18 protein-coding genes are annotated in these 22,090 nt (G+C 55.0%); 14 read left to right on the forward strand and 4 right to left on the reverse strand.

The window, feature by feature from the left end; genetic code table 11:
• Positions 1-59: 59 nt before the first annotated feature.
• The 3 genes from nusA to HMJ29_RS04670 all read left to right on the forward strand — a co-directional run bounded on the left by nusA (position 60) and on the right by HMJ29_RS04670 (position 5,474).
• Entirely contained in the window at positions 60-1,349 is a 1,290-nt protein-coding gene (gene nusA, locus HMJ29_RS04660; RefSeq protein ID WP_171590378.1) for a transcription termination factor NusA, read from the forward strand.
• 123 nt (positions 1,350-1,472) lie between these two features.
• Entirely contained in the window at positions 1,473-4,589 is a 3,117-nt protein-coding gene (gene infB, locus HMJ29_RS04665; RefSeq protein ID WP_171590379.1) for a translation initiation factor IF-2, read from the forward strand.
• 156 nt (positions 4,590-4,745) lie between these two features.
• A complete protein-coding gene (locus HMJ29_RS04670; protein WP_171590380.1) occupies positions 4,746-5,474 on the forward strand; it encodes a hypothetical protein in 729 nt (242 codons plus the stop codon).
• 106 nt (positions 5,475-5,580) lie between these two features.
• Here HMJ29_RS04670 and HMJ29_RS04675 read toward each other — a convergent pair whose 3' ends face one another.
• The 3 genes from HMJ29_RS04675 to mscL all read right to left on the reverse strand — a co-directional run bounded on the left by HMJ29_RS04675 (position 5,581) and on the right by mscL (position 7,693).
• On the reverse strand, positions 5,581-6,036 hold the full coding sequence (locus tag HMJ29_RS04675) for a hypothetical protein (RefSeq protein WP_171590381.1): 456 nt from the start codon (positions 6,034-6,036) through the stop codon (positions 5,581-5,583).
• A gap of 114 nt (positions 6,037-6,150) precedes the next feature.
• The gene (locus tag HMJ29_RS04680) at positions 6,151-7,155 is read right to left on the reverse strand and encodes a DUF3078 domain-containing protein (RefSeq protein WP_171590382.1); all 1,005 of its coding nucleotides are present in this window, start codon (positions 7,153-7,155) and stop codon (positions 6,151-6,153) included.
• Positions 7,156-7,246: 91 nt separating this feature from the next.
• A complete protein-coding gene (gene mscL, locus HMJ29_RS04685; protein WP_317240977.1) occupies positions 7,247-7,693 on the reverse strand; it encodes a large conductance mechanosensitive channel protein MscL in 447 nt (148 codons plus the stop codon).
• A gap of 221 nt (positions 7,694-7,914) precedes the next feature.
• Between mscL and HMJ29_RS04690 the strand changes: the two genes are divergently transcribed.
• From HMJ29_RS04690 to HMJ29_RS04720, 7 genes are all read left to right on the forward strand, one after another.
• Positions 7,915-8,703 carry an enoyl-CoA hydratase/isomerase family protein gene (locus tag HMJ29_RS04690; RefSeq protein WP_171590383.1) on the forward strand — a complete coding sequence of 263 codons (789 nt, stop codon included), beginning with the start codon at positions 7,915-7,917 and terminating at the stop codon, positions 8,701-8,703.
• Between the two features lie 147 nt (positions 8,704-8,850).
• Positions 8,851-10,353, forward strand: a complete 1,503-nt coding sequence (locus tag HMJ29_RS04695) for an oligosaccharide flippase family protein (protein WP_171590384.1) — start codon at positions 8,851-8,853, stop codon at positions 10,351-10,353.
• 125 nt (positions 10,354-10,478) lie between these two features.
• Positions 10,479-10,913, forward strand: a complete 435-nt coding sequence (gene dut / locus HMJ29_RS04700; protein WP_171590385.1) for a dUTP diphosphatase — start codon at positions 10,479-10,481, stop codon at positions 10,911-10,913.
• 117 nt (positions 10,914-11,030) lie between these two features.
• The gene (locus tag HMJ29_RS04705) at positions 11,031-12,041 is read left to right on the forward strand and encodes a sugar nucleotidyltransferase (RefSeq protein ID WP_171590386.1); all 1,011 of its coding nucleotides are present in this window, start codon (positions 11,031-11,033) and stop codon (positions 12,039-12,041) included.
• 115 nt (positions 12,042-12,156) lie between these two features.
• On the forward strand, positions 12,157-13,989 hold the full coding sequence (locus HMJ29_RS04710; RefSeq protein WP_171590387.1) for a tetratricopeptide repeat protein: 1,833 nt from the start codon (positions 12,157-12,159) through the stop codon (positions 13,987-13,989).
• A complete protein-coding gene (gene lolB1 / locus HMJ29_RS04715; protein ID WP_171590389.1) occupies positions 13,982-14,752 on the forward strand; it encodes a lipoprotein insertase outer membrane protein LolB1 in 771 nt (256 codons plus the stop codon). Before HMJ29_RS04710 ends, lolB1 begins: the two co-directional genes overlap by 8 nt.
• On the forward strand, positions 14,736-16,127 hold the full coding sequence (locus HMJ29_RS04720) for a murein hydrolase activator EnvC family protein (RefSeq protein ID WP_171590390.1): 1,392 nt from the start codon (positions 14,736-14,738) through the stop codon (positions 16,125-16,127). Before lolB1 ends, HMJ29_RS04720 begins: the two co-directional genes overlap by 17 nt.
• A 350-nt stretch (positions 16,128-16,477) precedes the next feature.
• On the opposite strand, the gene HMJ29_RS04725 is transcribed toward HMJ29_RS04720, so the two are convergent.
• Positions 16,478-17,434, reverse strand: coding sequence for a GAF domain-containing DNA-binding protein (locus tag HMJ29_RS04725; RefSeq protein ID WP_171590392.1), 957 nt, complete (start codon positions 17,432-17,434; stop codon positions 16,478-16,480).
• A 315-nt stretch (positions 17,435-17,749) separates the two neighbouring features.
• Here HMJ29_RS04725 and HMJ29_RS04730 point away from each other — a divergent pair, with 315 nt between their 5' ends.
• The 4 genes from HMJ29_RS04730 to HMJ29_RS04745 are packed head-to-tail and all read left to right on the forward strand — an operon-like array spanning position 17,750 to position 21,859.
• A complete protein-coding gene (locus HMJ29_RS04730) occupies positions 17,750-17,974 on the forward strand; it encodes a Sec-independent protein translocase subunit TatA/TatB (RefSeq protein WP_171590393.1) in 225 nt (74 codons plus the stop codon).
• A 14-nt stretch (positions 17,975-17,988) separates the two neighbouring features.
• A complete protein-coding gene (tatA, locus tag HMJ29_RS20660) occupies positions 17,989-18,381 on the forward strand; it encodes a twin-arginine translocase TatA/TatE family subunit (protein WP_171590394.1) in 393 nt (130 codons plus the stop codon).
• A gap of 13 nt (positions 18,382-18,394) precedes the next feature.
• The gene (gatA, locus tag HMJ29_RS04740) at positions 18,395-19,837 is read left to right on the forward strand and encodes an Asp-tRNA(Asn)/Glu-tRNA(Gln) amidotransferase subunit GatA (protein ID WP_171590395.1); all 1,443 of its coding nucleotides are present in this window, start codon (positions 18,395-18,397) and stop codon (positions 19,835-19,837) included.
• Positions 19,838-19,849: 12 nt separating this feature from the next.
• Positions 19,850-21,859: a LysM peptidoglycan-binding domain-containing protein gene (locus tag HMJ29_RS04745; protein ID WP_171590396.1), complete on the forward strand. Its 2,010-nt coding sequence runs from the start codon at positions 19,850-19,852 to the stop codon at positions 21,857-21,859.
• Positions 21,860-22,090: the final 231 nt, after the last annotated feature.

Raw genomic sequence — 22,090 nt, forward strand, 5'->3', positions numbered from 1 at the left:
GTAGGCCAGTTGCGCACAACCCACCAACTGCCATCTAGTTAACTAACAACTAAATCAGTATGAACAGCAACGTCCTGATTGAATCATTTGCCGAGTTCGCTCGGTCTAAGAACATTGACCGCCCCACGATGATGAGCATTTTGGAGGAAGTGTTCCGCACGATGATTCGCAAGAAGTACGACGACGACTCCAACTTCGACGTCATTCTCAACGTGGACAAGGGTGACCTGGAAATCTACCGCAACCGCGAAATCGTAGACGACAACTCCGAGGACATCTGGGATCTGGACAAGATTCCGCTGGCTGAGGCCCAAAAGATTGAGCCCGACTACGAAGTAGGCGAATCAGTGGCCGAGGAAATTAAGCTGGAAGATTTCGGCCGCCGGGCTGTGCTTATGGCTCGCCAGACGCTCATTCAGCGCGTGAAAGACTTGGAGCGCGACAACCTCTACCAGGCCTATAAAGACCAGGTGGGTGAGATTGTGGTAGGTGAAGTATACCAGGTCTGGAGCCGCGAAGCGCTTATCTTGGATAAGGATGAGAACGAGCTGGTACTGCCCAAAGGGGAGCAGATCCCAAAGGACCGCTACCGCAAAGGCGATACCGTACGGGCCGTAGTGCACCGCGTGGAAGTACTGAATGGTACGCCCAAAATCATTATCTCCCGGGCAGCCCCTGCATTCCTGGAGCGTTTGATGGAGCAGGAAGTACCCGAAATCTATGATGGCCTCATCACCATCAAGAATATTGTGCGTGAGCCCGGCGAACGAGCCAAGGTTGCCGTAGAAAGCTACGATGACCGGATTGACCCGGTAGGTGCGTGCGTGGGCATGAAAGGCTCCCGTATTCACGCGGTGGTACGTGAGCTCGAAAACGAGAACATCGACATCATCAACTACACGAATAACCTGGAGCTATACATTCAGCGGGCCCTTTCGCCAGCTAAAATTGGCTCCATGAAAATAAACGAACAAACTGGTCGGGTTTCAGTGTTCTTAAAGCCAGACCAGGTTTCACTGGCTATCGGCCGCGGTGGCGCCAACATCAAGCTGGCCTCGCGGTTGGTGGGTATGGAAATCGACGTATTCCGTGAAGCCGAAGACTTCGAAGAGGACATTGCTCTCGACGAATTCACGGATGAAATTGAAGGCTGGGTGATTGACGAGCTCAAGAAAATTGGGCTTGACACTGGCCGTGCCGTGCTGGCCGTGAATAAAGAGGACCTCGTGCGTCGGACAGAACTGGAGGAAGAAACGGTGGAAGAGCTCTTCCGCGTTATCCGCCAGGAGTTCGAAGAACAAGAGGAAGACGAGCAGGCAGAAACCCAAAATTCCGGCGACGCGCAATGAGTGCGCGGCGGCCGGTACGGCAAGGGCGTTAAATCATAGCCGGGTGGCTAGATTTAACGTCGCCCGGCAAGATTTAATATAGTACCTTTGCAACTGAATACGAGTATCGTTCGCGAGCATAGAATGGCGGAAGCAGCAACCAAACGGCTGAATCAGGCGGCCAAAGACCTGAACGTTGGCTTATCTACAATTGTAGATTTCCTAGCGGGAAAAGGGCACATCATCGAAAATAAACCCACGACTAAGCTGACGGGGGAACAGGTTTCCCTGTTGAATAAAGCTTTTGAGTCGTCGGCTCAGGACAAGATGGAAGCTGCGAAGCTCAGTCAGGCCAAGCGCCAGACGGAGCAGGAAGTAGCTGCCCAGGCGCGTCCGGCTGAACCCGTAGCAGCGCCCAAAGCCGCCCCGGCTCCTGAGCCTGCGGCCCCAGCGCCTGCTCCGAAGCCCGCGGAGGCCCCCGCTCCTGCAGCTGCGGCCCCCGTGCAACCTGCTACGCCAGCACCGGCGGCTCCTGCTGAGGAGCCTAACCGTGTACCTGGCCTGAAGGTGCTGGGCCGCATTGAGCTGGATGCTAAAGGTCGCCCGGTACCGCCAAAGCCAGCTGCTCCCGCACCGGCTCCAGTGTCAGCTGCTCAACCTCAGGCCCCAGCTCCTAAAGTAGAGGCCGAAAAGCCTGCAGCCCCGGCTCCCGTAGCGGAGGCACCCAAGCCTGCAACTGCTCCGGCTGAACCCGTAGCAGCGCCCAAAGCCGCCCCGGCTCCTGAGCCTGCGGCCCCAGCGCCTGCTCCGAAGCCCGCGGAGGCCCCCGCTCCTGCAGCTGCGGCCCCAGCGCAACCTGTTACGCCAGCACCGACGGCTCCTGCGCCTGCTGCTGCCCCTGCTCCGGCACCGGTAGCCTCTACCCCTTCGGCAGATACTCCAGCAGCGCCTTCGGAAGAAGCACCCGCCGGAACTATCGTGGCCAAGGCTGATCAGCTAAAGGGCCTGACCGTATTAGGTAAAATTGAACTCCCCCTCGACTCTTCTCGGCGTGGTGGTGGGCGCGGGGCGCGCCCTGTGGCTTCCTCCGACGTTCGAAAGAGCGGCATAGGTCCCGATAAGAAGAAGCGCCAGCGCATTCCGATGAGTGGCCCCGGTGCTTCAAACCAGCAAGGTGGCCAAGGCAACGCTCCGGCGGCTCCCCGTGTTACGGGTACTGGCCCAGCCGCTAACCGCCAAAATAATGGGCCCGGTGGCAACCGCCCTGGTGGCGGCCCTGGTGGCAACCGTTCCGGCGGTGGTCAGGGTGGAAACCGCCAGAATACGGCTGCACCAGCCACTACTCCCGAACAGACTGAAAAGCAGATTCAGGAGCAGATCAAGGCTACACTGGCTAAGCTTAGCGGCGGCCGTGGTGGCAACCAGAATAACCGCGCTAAGTACCGCCGCGACAAGCGGGCCGGTGTTGCAGAAGACCGCGAAGCACAGCGTGCTCAGAACGAGCTCGACGCTAAGACGCTGAAGGTGACGGAATTCATCTCGGCCAATGACTTGGCCTCGCTGATGGACGTATCGGTGAATGAGGTAATCAAGGTCTGCCTAAATATGGGCATGTTCGTCTCAATCAACCAGCGTCTTGATGCCGAAGCCATTACGGTTATTGCCGATGAGTTTGGCTATGACGTAGAGTTCCTGAGTGCTGAGGAAGATGAAGCTGAGGTTACGATTGTAGATGCCGAAGAGGATCTGCAGCCCCGCGCACCTGTAGTTACCATCATGGGTCACGTTGACCACGGTAAAACGTCGTTGCTTGACTACATCCGTAGCGCTACGGTAGCTAAAGGTGAAGCCGGTGGTATCACGCAGCACATCGGTGCCTATGACGTGATGACCAAATCGGGTAAGCGCGTAACGTTCCTTGATACGCCTGGTCACGAAGCCTTTACCGCTATGCGTGCCCGTGGTGCCAAGGTGACGGACATCGCCATTATTGTGGTAGCTGCCGACGACTCGGTAATGCCACAGACGAAAGAAGCCATCAATCACGCGCAGGCGGCTGGTGTTCCGATTGTAATTGCCCTCAACAAAATTGATAAGCCCGGTGCTAACCCCGACAAAGTCCGTGAGGAACTGTCGGTGATCAACATCTTGGTGGAAGAATGGGGTGGTAAGTACCAGAGCCAAGAGGTTTCGGCCAAGACTGGCCTAGGCATCGACGAACTGCTGGAGAAAGTCCTGCTGGAAGCCGAAATTCTGGATCTGAAAGCTAACCCTGACCGTAACGCCGTTGGTAGTGTTATTGAAGCCTCCCTCGATAAAGGTCGTGGCTATGTAACCACCATTCTAGTGCAGACCGGCACCATGAAAGTGGGCGATATTGTTTTGGCAGGACCGCACTTTGGTCGTGTGAAAGCAATGACTGACCACCGTGGCAAGAAGATGAAGCTGGCCGGCCCCGCTACGCCAGTGCAGGTTCTTGGTCTGACTGGTGCTCCACAAGCTGGTGATAAGATCCAGGTAATGGAAACCGAGCGCGAAGCTCGTGAACTGGCTACCCAACGTCAGCAGCTGGCTCGTGAGCAGAGCATGCGCACCAAGAAGCACATTACCCTAGATGAAATTGGTCGTCGTTTGGCAATCGGTTCGTTTAAGGAGCTCAATGTGATTGTAAAAGGTGACGTGGATGGCTCAGTAGAAGCACTTGCCGACTCCCTGTTGAAGCTGAGCACGCCGGAAGTGGCTGTAAACATCCTCAACAAGGGTGTAGGTGCCATTTCCGAATCGGATGTACTGTTGGCTTCGGCTTCCGACGCCATCATCATTGGCTTCCAGGTCCGTCCTTCGCAGAGTGCCCGTAAGCTGGCTGAGCAGGAGCAGATTGATATCCGTCTCTACTCAATCATCTACAACGCCATCAACGAGGTGAAGGATGCCATGGAAGGTATGCTGGCCCCAACGGTGCAGGAAGTTGTGGTAGCCAACGCCGAGGTACGTCAGGTATTCAATATCACCAAGGTGGGCACCATTGCCGGCTGTATGGTGACGGAAGGCACTTTCACTCGCAAGACCCGCGTGCGGGTAGTACGCGACGGTATTGTGGTGTATGCTGGCGAGATTCAAGACCTCAAGCGCTACAAAGACGATGTGTCGGAAGTACGCCAGGGTTACGAATGCGGTATTTCAGTGAAAGGCTTCAACGACTTACGCGAGGGCGACAACATCGAAGGCTTCGAAGAAAAAGAAGTGAAGCGTACGCTGTAATTAGCTGCGTTGCGATAAAAAAGGAGCCCCGGCCTACTAAGGCTGGGGCTTTTTCGTTCAGAAATAACTGGCTCCATTGTCATGAGCCTGCAGCAAAGTCCTATTTATTCGGTAAATAAGCCCTGAATTCCCTTAGTACCCCCTTACTTTGTTGCAATGAAGATGCTTGCTGCCTTATTGGCATTTCCTTTACTACTAACGGGCATTCAGGCGGTGGCGCAGGTAAGGTCTACCACCAAACGCCCGGCCCCTGGACAGAAAGCCACCCAGAAGACGGTTTCTAAGCCAACACCCGCCAAAAGAACTACTCCCCCACCCGTTATAACGTCTAGGCCACCTGCGTCAACCCAACCAGATCCTCTGGCTACTTCAGCTACGGGAGCTTTGTTTGAGAAGGGCACTACCATAATTAATGCAGGTTTGGGGCTGGGCACTGGGTACAGCTTTGGGAGTGGCCTAGAGTCGACACCAGCCGTGAGCGTCTCCGCCGAAAGAGGCTTGGTGGAAGGCCTAGGGCCTGGGACTATTGGAGTGGGTGGTATGATAGGCTACAAAGGCTACTCCTATCAATACCCTAACACTGACCGTAAGTCGAGGTGGAATACGCTGATGCTCTTGGCCCGAGGCACCTACCACTATGACCTGTTTCATCACCCAGCCGTAGATACTTACTTAGGTGTGAGTGTGGGTATGCGCATAGAGATGCACAATGAGAAGTACGACGGCGTGCAGTTGCATGACCCAGACAACCCGTACGGCGGAGTGCACCTGGAAACTGGCGTATTTGCGGGTGCCCGCTATTTCCTGACAAAGAATATTGGTGCTTTTGGGGAGTTAGGCTATGACATGACATACCTAAAGCTAGGCCTGACAGGTCGGTTCTAAACCACCAGGGCCCTCCACATCAACAACAAAGCCCCGAGGTATAATACCTCGGGGCTTTGTTGTTGATGTGGAGGGCCCTGGTGGTTTACGCTTTCGGCTATGTGGGTTAGAAGAACAGAAATTTCTTGTGCTTCTTATGGCTCAGCGGCTTGCCCTTGGGGTTAACGTAGCCTGCTGCCCGAGTCTGCCCGCGTTTCTGCCGGGCAGTTCCAATCCGGCTATCCTTAAACTTGCGAACTGTGAAGCCCCCAGCGCCTTTTTCATATTGGCGGCTGGGGCCTGAGGCACGGCCAAAACTGGTATTACTGGTGCCCCCAGAGCGAGCTTCCAGAATTTCCATTTGCTGGTCGCGCTTTACCTCATTGGGGTTCATGCTCATGCGCTGCTGCATGCGGGCAATATCTGTTGCAGAGGCTTTGCGCTTCTTTTTAAGGCTACTTCCATCAGCAGAACGCCCGCCAAGCTCGGGCAGCACCGAACGCGGTGCCGATTGAGCATAGACAGGGGCAGTAGCTAAGAAACCAGCACCAGCCACCAACAAGGCAACAAATAACTTTTTCATGCAGAACAGGAGTAACGTAACCCGAAAACAGGTACTCAGTACGGCCAAAACAAGAACCCGGCCAACTGATTATAGCGCCGCAACGGGCCTGTCTCTAAGTTAGTTCAAATTTTTCTAGAACTTATACACCAGTCCAATGCCCAGTGCTTCTTTAAACTGAATTCGGCGTCCGCGGTCATCGGGAATGCCGTCCTCGTTGCGGTCAATGGGCACCAAAATGTCATCATCGTACACCAAATTGGTGGTGATATTGGCGCTGATTAGCTTGTTTACTTTAAAGTTGATGGCATTTTCCCAGTTAACATCAATGTTCTGGGGACTATGAAAGTAGTTGCTAAACAGTTCCAAGCGCGTTTGATACACAATGTTCTGGCCTAGGCCACGGCGGTAGCGCACATTGAGGTAAGCGCCTAGTTCTTCCCGCAGCCGCTCACCAGTACCCCGCACCCGCATACCGGCGGTGTCAAGCCGGGCCCCTTGTACTCCAAAAGCCCCTGCATCGGCTAGTGCCCGATCGGCAACTACGGTAAACTTGCCCGTAGCCGGCGACAGGAATAGCGAGAAGTCAGCAGTAGGCTTGTACTCAATACCCAATGATGCCAGCACATAAGCAGGTGCAAAAAAACGCGAGAGCAGTGAATCAAGCTTTTCCAGAGATTTGGTAGGCGTGAGCTGCGTTTTCAGGTTCATCTGCGCCGTGTAAGAGAGTTTTTCGGTGAACTGCCGCCCATAGCGAGCATTCAACTCCAGGCGGTCATCGTTTTTGCGCATGCGTGCTTTACCAGGCTTGAGCAAGCCATATACCAAGTCGCCGGACACATCAAACGTATGCTGTGGCCCTCGGTAGTGTAAGTAGGCGTTAGCCAGCCCCAGTAATGACAAGGAGCTTTGCCCACCAGCTGCCCAATTGCTTAGGCTTACCTGGCTGAAATTGAGGGTACCCGTTCCGCCTTTACGCCAGCCACGGGTAGTATCAACCTCCGCAGAGATTTTGTAGGCTGGTAGGGGTACTGGCACCCGGTAGGGTACGCTGCCCTGGCTCTTGGCTTGCTGAGCCACCCCTGTTACAATAAATAGTACTACCGCAAAACGCTGGAAAGTCTGCCAGACGAAGTTCATTTTCTTACTTCAAGTCAAAAAAAACGCCGACCTCCCTTCTTGGTCAGAGGGGAAGCCGGCGGGCAAAGGTACACTAGGAAACTCCGCAGTACTACGCTCGGCTACGCAAGGCGTCGCGGATTTCGGTTAGCAGCACCTGCTCTTTGGTTGGCGTCGGATCAACTGCTTTTACCTCCTGAGGCTGTTTGAAACGATTAGCCAACTTCACTAACCAGAAAATAGCGAAGGCCATCAGTAAGAAAGTAATAATGGCATTGAGAAACAGCCCGTAGTTGATAGTGGCTGCATTGGCCTTTTTAGCTTCTTCCAGCGTTTCAAAATGACGCCCGTCAAGCGCCAGAAACCAGTTGGTGAAATCATGGCCACCGGTGAGCAACCCAAGAATGGGCATCAGAATGTCATCGGTGAGTGACGTGACAATCTTCCCGAACGCCCCCCCAATTATAACACCCACCGCCAGATCGAGTACGTTGCCCTTAGAAATGAATTGTTTGAATTCGGAAACAAAGCCCATAAGCATGCAAAGGTTAAAAGACAAAACAAGCTAGGTAAATATATAAACTCTACGATACTATCTATTGAAGCGCCCGGTGGATAGCATTATTCTCTCGGTGAAGCGCTATACAAGAGCGTACTTGACATTTCGTAAAGTGGCCTAGCACTCACTCTTGCGCAGTGCTAAGCATCTGGAAGGGAATGAATGCGCAGGAGCGGCTTTGCTCCTATCTTTGCCAGCACCACCGATACTTTGTAGTTACTATGGCTTCTTTTGATAACCTGCTGTATGAGCTGAATGCCACCACCGGCATCCTGCGACTCACTATCAACCGTCCCTCCAAACTGAATGCGCTCAGTGTAGCCACCATCCAGGAGATTCATCAGGCTATGCAGCAGGCCCTCGCTGACCAGACCGTACGGGGCATTATCCTTACTGGCAGCGGTGAGAAGTCGTTTGTGGCTGGCGCCGATATTGCAGAGCTAACGGCTCAGGATGAAATTACAGCCCGCCGTGTAGCCGAGAGCGGCCAGGAAACCTTCCGCCTCATTGAGGATAGTCGCAAGCCGGTTATTGCAGCTGTAAATGGCTTTGCGCTGGGCGGCGGCTGTGAGCTTGCCATGGCCTGTCACATTCGGGTAGCCTCTGAAAATGCCCGCTTTGGGCAGCCTGAGGTAAACCTAGGCCTCATCCCAGGTTACGGCGGCACTCAGCGCCTGACCCAGCTTATCGGCAAAGGCAAAGCGCTGGAACTCATGCTCACCACCGATATGGTAAAAGCCGACGAGGCACTGCGCCTAGGCCTGGTAAATCATGTGGTGTCACTGGCAGAACTGCTCCCTTTTACAGAGCAACTGCTTGGCCGCATCCTTACCAAAGCCCCCTTAGCCTTGGGTATGGTAATAGAGTGCGTAAATGCCTACTACGATAAAGACCAGAACGGCTACCAGACGGAGGCCAGTGCTTTTGCCCGGAGCTTTGGCACCGCTGACTTCCGTGAGGGAAGCACCGCTTTTCTGGAAAAGCGCCCGGCCCAGTTCACGGGCAAGTAAGGGCGTGGCTTGCTAGTAGCACCTCACGTTCAACAGGACCTGATCAGGTTAGCACGGCGAGCCGTAGCAACCTGATCAGGTCTTTGATTTACTTAGGCCAGTAGAGCACTGGCTTCTTAATTCTCTTCGTTTTTTACTTCCCTCTGCATGAGTATTGCCAAGCGCCTAGCCTCGCAAACGGCCGTGTACGGCATCAGTAGCATTGTGGGGCGGGTTCTCTCCTACCTGCTGGTTCCGGTGTACACTGCCCGGTTTGCAGCGGCGCAGTATGGCATTGTAACCGGCTTGTACGCATACGTTTCCTTCCTGAACGTGGTCTTCACCTACGGCATGGAAACCACCTACTTCCGCTTTGCCAACCGCCCCGGCACCGACCGCCGCCAGCTCTATAACCAGGTGATGAGCATGCTGCTGGTGTCTACGGTGCTGCTCACGGCCCTGCTCATGTGGCAGGCTCCGGTGCTGTTACGGCTGCTAGACCTCCCCCCCAGCAGCCAACGTTATGCCCTCTGGATTGCGCTCATCTTAGGCATGGATGCACTGGCGGCCATTCCGTTTGCGCGGCTACGCCTGGAAAATAAGGCGCGTAAGTTTGCGGGTATTCGGCTGGCCAACATTCTGTTATACGTGGTCCTGAACCTATTTTTCATTGTGTTCTGCCCCGATGTACTGGCCGGCAAATACCTGCCTGGCCTACAGCCGCTGGTAGAACGGGTGTATGACCCTAGCATGGGGGTGGGCTATGTGTTTCTCTCCAACCTGATTGCCAGCTTCCTGACGCTGGTGCTGCTGGGCCGGGAGCTCACCGACTTCCGTTTCCGGCTTTCTCTGGAGCCCCTGCGCCCTTTGCTGAAGTATGCCTACCCCATTATGCTCATGGGCCTGGCCGGCATGGTTAACGAAACCCTCGACCGCATTCTGCTGCCTAAATGGTTACCGGCTAACTTTTACCCTGGGCAAAGCAGCTACACAGCCGTCGGGATTTATGGGGCTTGTTATAAGCTTAGCATCTTTATGCAGCTAGTGACGCAAGCCTTCCGTTACGCCGCCGAGCCGTTTTTCTTCGCGCAAAGCACGGAGAAAAACTCGCCCCGCACCTTTGCCATGGTGCTGAAGTGGTTTACGCTGAGCTGCACCGTCATTTTTGTGGTAGTAAGCGTAAACGTGGAAGATTTTGGGCGCTTATTTCTGCACCGTGCTGAGTACCTGGAGGGCCTTGTTGTTGTGCCGGTACTGCTGCTGGCTAACCTATTTCTGGGCGTTTACTGGAACCTCTCAGTGTGGTTTAAGCTCACTGACAAGACGTACTACGGCACTTACATTGGCTTCGGCGGCGCGGCGCTAACCATTGCGCTCAACTTCCTGCTGATTCCGGTGCTGGGGTATATGGGCTCAGCACTGGCCACCTTGGCCTGCTACTTTACTATGGCGGCCGTGTGCTGGTGGCTGGGCAATACCCACTTTCCAGTACCGTATCCAGTGCGTCGCCTGCTCACCTGGATAGGCCTAGCGGTGGGTGTGGTGGCCATGGGCTGGTATGTTCCGGTGGCCGAGTACTGGACGCGGCATGCCTTTCATGCGCTATTAACGCTAGGGTTTGTGGTGCTCCTGATGCTGGTAGAACGCCCCCACCGCCTTCGCACGGCGTAGTATGCTGCTTGCTATCGGCGCGTTTTGCCCGGAAATCTCGAAAATTCCCCTACTTTTTACCCAGTGCACACCCCGGCTAGGTGCTTGGCCTATCTTTGCGCCTAGTGGCCGCCAGCAATTTTCTCATGCAGATTCCTATCATCAATACCTCGCATCACCCATTGCCGGAATACCAAACGGCCCACGCTGCCGGCATGGATGTGCGCGCCAACCTCACAAGCCCTATTACGTTGAAGCCCCTGCAGCGCGCCCTCGTCCCGACGGGGCTGTTTCTGGAAATTCCGGTAGGGTATGAGATGCAGGTACGGCCCCGTAGCGGACTAGCCTACAAGCACGGCATCGGGCTCGTGAATAGCCCTGGCACCATCGACGCCGACTACCGCGGGGAGTTGAAAGTACTGCTCGTTAACCTCTCTGACCAGGAGTTTGTGGTGCAGGATGGTGAGCGAATTGCCCAGTTAGTAGTTGCGCGCCACGAAACCGTGCAGTGGCAGACTGTTGAAACGCTCAGCGAAACGGCCCGGGGCACCGGCGGCTACGGTAGCACGGGGGTGCACTAGCTGTAGTTTATCAGCGCCTTGGCTAGGCCTGTTCTCTTGATAATATTCTCGGCAGCCAACAGGCTGACTTTCCTTTCGTAGTACTAGACCACACATCTACAAACACACTTACTCCCTATGAAAATCATCGTCCCGATGGCAGGTATGGGCAAGCGCATGCGCCCGCACACTCTTACTGTTCCTAAGCCGCTTATTCCTATTGCCGGTAAGCCTATTGTGCAGCGCTTGGTAGAAGATATTGCCAAAGTTTGCGGGGAGCAAGTGGAGGAAGTAGCCTTTATCATCGGGCGCTTTGGCGCTGAGGTAGAGAAGAGCCTCGTTAAAATTGCTGAGTCAGTGGGCGCCAAGGGCACCATTCACTACCAGGATGAGCCCCTCGGTACGGCCCACGCCATTCTATGCGCCCAGTCTGCTCTCGATGGCCACGTGGTGGTAGCTTTCGCCGATACCCTGTTTAAAGCCGACTTTACCCTCGACACCTCCGTGCCCGGCACTATTTGGGTGCAGCAAGTAGATGACCCCAAGCCGTTTGGCGTAGTGAAGCTCAACGAGGAAGGCCAGATTACTGATTTCGTGGAGAAGCCGCAGGAATTTGTTTCTGACCTGGCCATCATCGGCATCTATTACTTCCAAGATGGCGAGTACCTGCGGCAGGAGCTCCAATACCTGCTCGACAACAATATCCTGGACAAAGGCGAGTTCCAGCTCACCAATGCCTTGGAGAACATGAAGAACAAGGGTACTAAATTTGTACCCGGTCGCGTTACGGAGTGGCTTGATTGCGGTAACAAAGACGCTACCGTATTCACCAACCAGCGCTACCTAGAGTATCTGCAGGAGCGCGGCGAAAACCTGGTAGCCGAATCCGCAACCGTGACAAACTCCGTACTCATTCCACCGGTTTACGTGGGCGAAGGCGTGGTTATCACTGATTCAGTGGTTGGGCCGCACGTGTCACTGGGCAACCAGAGCAACGTTCGCAACTCCGTGGTGTCCAATAGCATTGTGCAGCAGTCGGCTTCTGTGCTTCACGCCAACATCACCAACTCCATGATTGGCAATTTCGCAACCGTGGCCAGCACTCCCAACGATTTGAGCCTGGGAGATTATAACACATTGCGCGTGTGATTTTTTAGCGCCTCCTGACGTTGCAGTAGTGCGGGCTCGTGTGGCTCGTCTACCTTGTGCTAGGGTGTATCTTGCTTTCCCTAACCGCGGCCCTCGGGTCCGCGCTACTCCGTTCATGAGTCGTACAGGTGCCGTATTCCTTTTTCTGCTAGGCCTGTTGGTGGCTGCGCCGGTCCATGCCCAGCAGCGTACCCCGCAGCCCGGCGCTACCCCAAGCGCTGGCAAACCAGAAAAGTCCGCCAAACCTAAAAAGCTGAGCCGCAAGGAGCGAAGAGCCCTGGCACAACGCGCCGACATTGAGTCGATGCAGATGCAAAAGCGTCCCCTCTCAGAAAAGGACCGCGAGCTAAGCGAAGCCTTTTTTGTGGATGGCCTACGCTATCTGATGCTCGAAGATTATAATAAGGCCCTTGAGCGGCTGCTGAAGGCCTATGCCCTCAACCCGGCCAATGCCGCTATCAATTACAAGATTGCGGAAACCAATCTGCTGAGCGGCAACCTCAGCGACGCTACCAACTTCGCGCAAACGGCCGTGAAGCTGGACCCCAAAAATGCGTACTACTACCTGTTGCTGGCCCAGATCTACAGCTCCCAGAAGCAGTACGACCAAGCCATTAAGGTGTATACCACCCTCATCAAAGACGTCCCCGATTCGGGTAACTACCTGTTTAACCTGGCGGACCTGTATATGGCGCAGGGCAAGCTTAATGAGGCCCTGAGCACTTTTGAGCAGGCGGAGAAGAAATTTGGGCCCATTGATGAGGTGTCGTTTAAGAAACAACAGATCTATCTCAAGCAGAACAACCTTGATAAGGCCCTGCAGGAAGGGGAAGCGTTGATTGCCGCCAACCCCGACGAAATCCGGTACGTGTTGGCCCAGGCTCAAATGTATGCCGCTAACAGCCGCTTCCCCGATGCCATTCGAGTAGCGCAGCAGGCTTTGCAGCAAGATCCCTCTAACCCGCAGGCTCGCATGATTCTGGCCGATGTGTATCGGCAGCAAAACAATCCTCAGGAATCGCAGAAGCAGATCAAGCTTGCCTTCGAAAGCCCTGGCCTAGACATTGATAGCAAGGTTCGGATTCTGATTGACTACATCAAGCAGCTCCCCAACCCTGCCCTTAACCAACCAGCCCTGGAGCTAGCGGAAATTACTACCCGCACCCACCCTAAAGAGGCCAAGGCTTTCTCAGTGGCGGGCGACATTCAGACCATTACTGATAACAAGCCCGCGGCCCGTACCAGTTACCTCAAAGCACTGCAGCTAGACAACTCCAAATTTCAGATTTGGCAACAGGTAGTGTTGATAGATGCTGAGCTCAACCAGGTTGACTCCTTGCTGCTCCACACCGATCAGGCCTTGGAGCTGTTTCCCAACCAGGCATCGTTGTGGTTTTATAATGGTGTGGCCTACATGCTCAAGAAGCAGCCCACCAAAGGAGTAAAGGCCTTGGAATACGGCCGCAAGCTGGCCACCGACAACCCCGAGCTACTGGCACAGTTTGACACTCAGTTGGGCGATGCTTACCACGAACTGAAAGACTTTGCCAAGTCAGACGCGGCCTACGAGGCAGCTTTGGTATTTGATGCCAACAATGCCCAAGCCTTGAATAACTACAGCTACTACCTTTCTTTGCGTGGTGAAAAGCTTGATAAGGCCAAAGAAATGGCCGGAAAGCTGGTCAAGCAAAACCCCGATAATGATACCTATCTGGACACTTACGGCTGGGTATTGTACCGGCTGAAAGATTACACCGGAGCCCGGCAACAGTTTGAGCTTGCGCTCAAAACTACCAAAGATGCTACCGTGATTGAACACTACGGCGACGTTCTCTACCAACTGGGTGAGCGGGACAAAGCACTGGCGGAGTGGCAACGCGCCCAGAAACTGGGGGGTGCCTCACCACTGATAGACCGCAAGATCAAAGACAAGAAACTCTATGAGTAAATGTATTCCGCTAGCCTTTCTGGGCGCTGTATTGCTGCTGAGTGGCTGTAACCGTAAGCTGGTTCCTACAGCCTCTAAGCCCGCTTCAGTAAAAGCCCCAGAGATGGTGAAGGCTACAAACATTGACTTTCATTACCTCAAGGCCAAGGGTAAAGTATCCATTGAATTTCCGGGCGTTCAGCAAACGGCGAACCTTAATGTGCGCATGCGCAAAGACAGCGTCATTTGGTTGTCGGCCTCACTAGGGATTGAGGGCTTCCGGGCTTACATCACCCGCGACTCTGTGAAGGTGCTTTTTCCGCTGCAGCGCGAATACTATTCCGGCGACTACGCCTACCTCAGCCGCCTGCTGAATGTGCCTATTACGTTTGAGCGAGTGCAGGCGGTATTACTCGGCGACTATCTGCCCGCTACTCCTCCCGGTACTGTAACTCCCACCGTTAGCACCGAGGGTGGCACGCAGCGGGTGCAGTATGAACAGGCCGGGGTGCTAGTAAAGCAGCTCATTGACTTGAGCAAGGCGCGGGTACAACAGCTTACTGTGCAGGAGCAGCAAACGCAGAACAGCCTGCAGGTAGATTATTCTGATTTTCAGCCCCTGCCGCCGTTAAACCAGCCGTTTGCCCACGCTACGGCTCTAAAAGTGCAACAGCCCAAGGGCGCGCCAGCCAGCGTCACCGTATCGTACCGTAACGTAGACCTTGATAAAGAAAGGCTTGCTTTCCCCTTCTCGGTTCCCAAAGGCTATGCGCGCAAGAAGTAAGCCCTGGCTGCTCCTGCCGGTAGCGCTGCTGGTTTCGGTACTGACCAGCTCCACCTTGCTGGCACAGCAAAAAACCAAGCCTAAACCCCGCACCTCCTCTGGCAGTGGCAAAACCAAGGCCCAGCTAGAGCGGGAGCGGCGTGCCACGCTACGCCGCATACAGGAGGCCAGCAAAATTCTGGAGCAAACCCAGCGGCAAAAGCAGGCATCCGTAGGCCAGTTAAACGCGCTCAAAGAAAAGCTGACTGTTCAGCAGGGTGTTATCCGCAACATCAGCAATGAGCTGAACTACATCGAAAACGACGTACAGCAGACGCAGACGCAGGTACAGCACACCCAGCAAAACCTGGAGCAGCTCAAAGCTGAGTATGCGCGCCTGATCTATATTGGCTCAAAAACGGCTAACAGCTACAACCGGGTGATGTTCCTGTTTGCCTCTGAGTCGTTCAACCAGTTCATGCTGCGCCTGCGCTACATCAGGCAGTACGCCGAGGTACGCCAGGCGCAAGCGGCGCAAATCAGCCATACGCAGCAGCGGCTGAGTGAGCAGCTAACTGGCCTGAAGGAAAAGAAACAGGAAAAAGGATCATTACTGAATACCCAGCTCTCGGAGAAGAAGAATCTCCTGACGCTCAAAACCCAGCAGGACCAGGTAGTAACCAAGCTCAGCCAGCAAGAAGAAAGCCTGCGGCAGGAGCTGGCGGCGCGTCAGCAAGCCGTTAGCCGCCTCGACAACCTTATTGCCCTGAAGGTTAAGGAGGAAATTGCCCGGGCGGCTCGGTTAGCTGCGCGGCGGGCGGCGGCGGCTAAAGCTGCCGCCGCTCGGGCTAATAACCCCGCCACGGCCACGCGCCCCGGCGAAGCACCCTCCCGAGCTAGCACTGCCGCAGCTGAGGCCGCCGAAAACGCAGCCGTTGAGCGCGTAAACCGGGTTACGCTCACGCCGGAAACGGCTATTCTGGCGTCGTCTTTTACTGAAAACCGCGGCCAGCTGCCGTGGCCTGTGGGGCGGGGCTTTATCTCTCAGCGCTTTGGGCGCCACAACCATCCCGTGCTGAGGAACGTGGTAGTGGAAAACCGCGGCGTTGATATTCAAACCAGTGCCGGTGAGCAAGTGCGCGCCGTATTCGACGGCAAAGTACTTACCATTGCGAGTGTGCCCGGCATGAATACCATTGTGATGGTGCAGCACGGCGACTATTTCACGGTGTATGCCAAGCTGCGCAACGTGAGCGTGAGCGAAGGCCAGCAAATAAAAGCCCGGCAGCCCATTGGCACCGTGTACACTGACCCCGAAGGCACCTCAGAAGTACAGTTTCAGGTGTGGCATAACAGCTCTAATCTGAACCCCGAAAACTGGTTGGGCCGCAAATAGCCCCACACCCTAGGCCACTATTTCGCAAAGCCCGGCGCTATACCAGCTGCTGGGCTTTTCTCTGTTCATACAACCAGGCAGCCTATAGCCGGGCATAAAAAAACACCGTACAGAATACGGTGTCTTTCTGAGCTATGAAAACAAACTTAGCTATCAGTAATCCCTCCCCCGGAACAGCAACAGCGAGCTATTATCTGATCCGGGGCAATCCCCGATAACATGACGAAAGATAGGATACTTTACATACCCTTGCTATTCCATTTCGCCGAAATGTTTATTTCTCTCGGCGAATTCCGTCTTTTTCTTCGTGATGAAGAAGCGAAGATTTTGCAATAACTCTGCTTGAGCTTTTAGATTAAATTGAGCCGGCTCAGCAGATTGGCTTTGTAGGAGTTGCCAATTGGCACGGGCATTACACCGCTTGCGCGGTCGGCACCTCGAACGGCCTCCACAATTACCGCATCAGACTCAATTGCCACTATTTTATCTAGCCGGACAATATATTTCCGGTGGATGCGAGCAAACTCCTTAGCCGGCAGTTTCGCTTCCAATTCCTTCATGGTGCTGTACACGGTGTACCGGTCTTGGCCCACGTAAATGTTTACATAGTCACCGAGGGCCTCCACATAGCGGATGTCAACGGTTTTTAAGCGAACCAGCTTGTGCTCTTGCTTAACGAAGATTTCGGATTGCCCGCCTCCCACGTTCATGGAGCCGGCGGTATCATTGGTCATGCGTAGTAGCTCCTCGAGCTTTTGTTGTTCGTAGATTAGTTGCATGCGGGCACGGCGCAACTCCAGATGCGCCACCACCTCCCGAGCCAAAATGCGCAGAGCCTCTCGTTGCTGCGGATCCAGCCGCCGCGGCACGGTATCAATTGCGCAGATGGTGCCTAGCGGATGCCCCTCGGGAGTGAGCAGCGGCGCCCCGGCGTAAAAGCGAATATTGGGGTCGGCGGTAACGAGGGGGTTGTTTTGAAAGCGAGGGTCCTGCGTAGCATCCTCAATCTCAAACACAGTATCTGAGAACATAGCATACCGGCAGAAGGCTTGCTCAAGCGGAGTGCTGTCGGCCTTCATGCCCACCCTAGCCTTAAACCACTGCCGCTCAGAGTCAAGCAAGGTTACCATAGAGGTGGGAGTACCGCATATGTAAGACGCCAGGCTAACTAGGTCATCAAAGGCCTTTTCAGGGGGGGTATCCAGCACTTGATACGCACGCAGAGCTTCCAGCCGGGCCTGCTCGGCCATTGGGCTCAGTGGTTGATAAGCTATATCCTCGGAAAGGGTACGCGTTTTAGCAGGCATGTATGAGTAAACTATAGAGAGATTTAACCAAAAAGCAGGTCGCTGGAACCAATAATTCATGCTACCCACATCTTTACAAAATAGTATAGCTGTGGCAACATTTCCCAATACAGCCAGCTGAACGGCAGCTATTGCTCGCTAAAAGGCCCCAGATTCTATCCCAACGGTACTGAGAGATCCGCATTTCAGATTTAGGAACCTAAAGTATCAGGAACTGATTTTGAAATTATGAGGTACCTTTACCAATCCTGACCGTACACACTTGCGTACGTTCCCCTTTGACACTTTCAAACAGCCTTTTGGCTATCCCTACTTATGCATTTCGCCACCCTTTTGCTTGGAATTGGTAACTTCGGAGGCACGGAGTTATTGCTCATTGGTCTTGCCATCATTTTGCTTTTCGGTGCCAAGCGCATTCCAGAGCTGTTCCGTGGCATGGGCCAGGGCATTCGGGAGTTTAAAGACGCCTCCAAGGAGGATAAGCCCGAATTTCGGGACCGTCCGGTTAACCCGAACGACCCTACGGCTCCTCGCAACTAATTAGCCATTTTACCATGAACACTCCATTTTTCCTTTTTCTAGGCGACCTAGGCGGTGGTGAGATTATGCTCATCATGGTGGTCATTCTGATCTTTTTTGGCGCCAACAAAATTCCGGAACTTGCTCGCGGCTTAGGCAAAGGTATCCGGGAGTTTAAGGATGCCTCCCGCGAAATTCGCAGCGAGATTGAGAATAGCGGCCAGCCTCAGCAGCCCTACCAGCAGCAGTTCAATCAGCAGCCCCAGCAATACACGCAGCCAGTGGCCTACCAGGCCCCGGCGCCAGAAGCTACTCCGGTAGAAGATGTAACGCCCGCTGCTACTCCCATAGCCCCGCCCATGGACGGCGGAATTACGCCCCCCGTGACGCCCGCTTCGGAGCGTCCCCGCCTCGATCAAATGAACTAATTCTTTCTTCAATTTGAGACGCTTTACCTCTCTCACGGAAGTTCGTAACGAGCTGACGGCAGGCACCACGACCTGCCGTCAGCTCGTGGAGTATTATCTGGATAATATCCAGCAGCATAACCCCCATCTGAATGCCTTCCTGGAGGTATGGCCCGAAGAGGCTCTGGCTCAGGCTGAGGCGGTGGATGCCAAATTAGCAGCCGGCACTGCCGGCAAACTGGCGGGTATGGTGATTGGCTTGAAGGATGTACTGGCCTACAAGGACCATGCATTGCAGAGCAGCAGCCACATTCTGGATGGTTTCAAGTCGCTGTTCACGGGCACGGCCGTGCAACGCCTGCTCGATGAGGACGCCATTCTGATTGGGCGCCAGAACTGCGACGAGTTTGCCATGGGTGCTTCAAACGAAACCTCCTTCTTTGGACCCGCCCGCAATGCTATTGCCCCCGACCGCGTACCGGGTGGCTCTTCGGGTGGCTCTGCAGTAGCGGTGCAAGCTGATATGTGCCTGGCCTCTATCGGCTCCGACACGGGCGGCTCAGTGCGCCAGCCGGCTGCCTTCTGTGGTATTGTTGGCTTTAAGCCTACTTACTCGCGCATTTCCCGCTACGGCCTGATTGCCTACGCGTCATCATTCGACCAGATTGGTACCCTTACCCACTCGGTAGAGGATGCCGCGCTGCTGCTGGAGGTGATGGCTGGCGCTGATAACTTTGATAGCACTGTTAGCCAGCGGGAAGTGCCCGCCTACAGCCAGTTGCTGGAGCCCGCGCCGCACTACCGTATTGGCTACATCCGCGACTGTCTGGAGCGCCCAGGCTTGAATGCCGAGATCAAAGCCGCCACCGAACAAGCTCTCAACGTATTCCGGGGGCAAGGCCACGTGGTGGAAGCCGTAGATTTTCCTTACCTCGACTTTATTGTTCCGAGCTATTACATCTTGACCACCGCCGAAGCCAGCTCCAACCTGAGCCGCTACGATGGGGTGAAGTTTGGCTACCGCGCTCCTGATGCCACGGACCTGGAGTCGTTGTACAAAAAAACCCGCGCGCAAGGCTTTGGGCCAGAAGTACAGCGGCGCATTCTACTGGGCACTTTCGTACTCAGCGCCGATTACTACGATGCCTACTACACGAAGGCTCAGCAAGTGCGTCGCCTGATTAAGGAGAAGACGGACGAATTGCTGCGGGAGTATGACTTCCTGGTACTGCCTACCACACCTGCCACGGCGTTCCGCATTGGAGAGAACGAAAAAGACACCTTGGCTATGTATCTGGCTGATATCTTTACCGTTCAAGCATCTTTGGCTGGCGTGCCGGCCATCTCGGTACCAGCGGGCACAGACTCCCAGGGTCTGCCCATTGGTCTGCAAATTCTCAGCGGTGCCTTCCGGGAGGAGCACCTGCTGGCTTTTGCAAAATCTGTAACGGAGACTCTCACGCCTGTTCTGTCATAGCTTGGAGATAAAATGAAGAAATTGTTGCTGCGCGCTGTTGCTCCGGTGTTGGTGGGGGCAGCCCTAGGCCATGCAAGTGTTGCCCAAGTTCGCCCTCAGATTCCCCAGAACCCCAGTGCGCAGCCCAACGATTCTTTACAAGTAACGCTGGAACTCCTCCCCGACTCCCTGGTGGCCATGCCAGCCCCCATCGACTCAGCGAGATTAGTCTGGCTTCGTACACCACCGCAACTACAAGACTTAGTAGGGGACCGGGTCAGTTGCTTCGAAACGGATGTGCCACATGCTTTTAATGCTTCAGTGCTGGCATTTGTGCGGCTCTTCACGGAGCGGCAGCGCTCTTACACGCAGCGGGTGTTGGAGCGGGAAAACATGTACTTCCCACTCTTTGAGAAATACCTCGCCAAATACAACCTACCCACAGACCTCAAGTACTTGGCCGTAGTTGAGTCGGCCCTGATTCCGACGGCCAAATCACGGGTAGGTGCCACTGGCCTATGGCAATTCATGGGCCCTACCGCTAACGACCTGCGCCTGCGTCGCGACGATTGGGTAGATGAGCGCATGGACCCTGAAAAGGCTACGGAAGCGGCTTGCAAGCACCTGCGCTATCTGTACGGTGTGTTCCATGACTGGGAGATGGTGCTAGCAGCATATAACTGGGGAGCCGGCAATATGCAGCGAGTAATGCGCCGGACGGGTAAGAAAACGTTTTGGGAGGTATATCCGAATTTGCCCGCTGAAACGCGCAACTATGTGCCCACCTTCACGGCTATCATGTACACCATGAAGCACGCCCAGGACCACCAGTTGCACGACCCCACCCTGCGCTACCAGCGGGCTGAGCTCATGGACACCCTGCAACTGGGTGGCCGGGCCTTCGACCTTACCCGCCTGGCTCGCGCCTGTGGCTACCCCGACTCTATGGCTCTGGCCCGACTTAACCCGGAACTGCGGAAGCCCTGGCTACCTGCGGGCTACCGCCCCTATGCGGTGCAGTTGCCTGCCGCCGTACGGCCGGCCTTGTCTTTGGTAGATAGAGCCACGCTCTTCGATTACTGCCGGCCAATGGCTGAATTGCCTACGCCGTTGGCGCCACGTACTATTCCGCTGCTGGGCGTAACGCCCGTACCCACCCGCAGCCTGCTGGCTGATGGTGCCCCGCGTGAAAGCAGTGTGGATACCACTCCACGCTTCCGGCGGGTACGGCACACCGTGCGCCGCGGTGAAACTGTAGCTTCGGTAGCGGAGCGATATGACGTTACTCCCGCACAGGTACGGCGGTGGAATGAACTTTCCAAAAGCCAGTCGTTGGCTTCTCGCCGGCAGCTGGTAGTGTTTGTTCCCATTAAGCAAGCTCCCGTTCCGGAAGGTACAGCAGTAGCCTCAACTGCCCCCACACACCCGGCTCTTATGCGCGCACCGGAGAAGGTGAAGTCGCCGCTAGGCCAGTCTTCTCCGCGGATAGCAGTAGCCTCGGCTCCGGCTGCCGTGGCGGAGGGGGCAACCGTTGTAGCAGAAAAGACCGAAGCACCACGGCTGGCGAAACCCGCTAGGCCTATCCGGTCGCAAGCTTCCTCTGTGGCCGCTACCACTCCCGAGGCCGATGACTCAGTTCCCAACGACTATGTAGTCCGTCGGGGCGACTTTATTGAGAAGATAGCCCGGGAGCGTAACCTAACGGTAGCCCAGGTGATGAGCTGGAATCATTTGACCTCGGAAGTGGTGCAGCCTGGCCAGAAACTGGTGCTACACCCCACCACCGCTGATCAGGAGACGGAAGCTACTCCAACGGTAGTTGTAGCATCTGCTAAGCCCATGCGTGCGGCAGCGCCCACTGAGCCCAAAGAAGCTGCCGCCAAAATGCCGGCTCCGCCTAAAGTGCACCTCGTGCAACCCGGCGACACCCTCTACAACATTTCACGGCGCTACCAGGGCGTAACCGTAGAGAAGCTTCGGCAGCTCAACAACCTGAAGTCTGACGACGTGAAACCAGGCCAGAAACTCCTGGTGGCAGGCTAGGCCACTTAAAGTACAACCTATAGCAAAGCGGCGGCCGTTAGTGGCTGCCGCTTTTTTGTTGCACATGATGCTGCTGTTCAGGGAGCTACTACTTACGGTAGGCCCCTTGCGTTGAGCTTGGTACTACAATGAAATGAGGTCTGCCTATTTGGTGAGCAAAACGCCTAAACTTTGATTCCGGCTGATTTCGCCCCAACTTGCTTTATTAAACTCCTCCGGAGCCCTCACCCG

Source organism: Hymenobacter taeanensis (assembly GCF_013137895.1).
Classification (GTDB): Bacteria; Bacteroidota; Bacteroidia; order Cytophagales; family Hymenobacteraceae; genus Hymenobacter; species Hymenobacter taeanensis.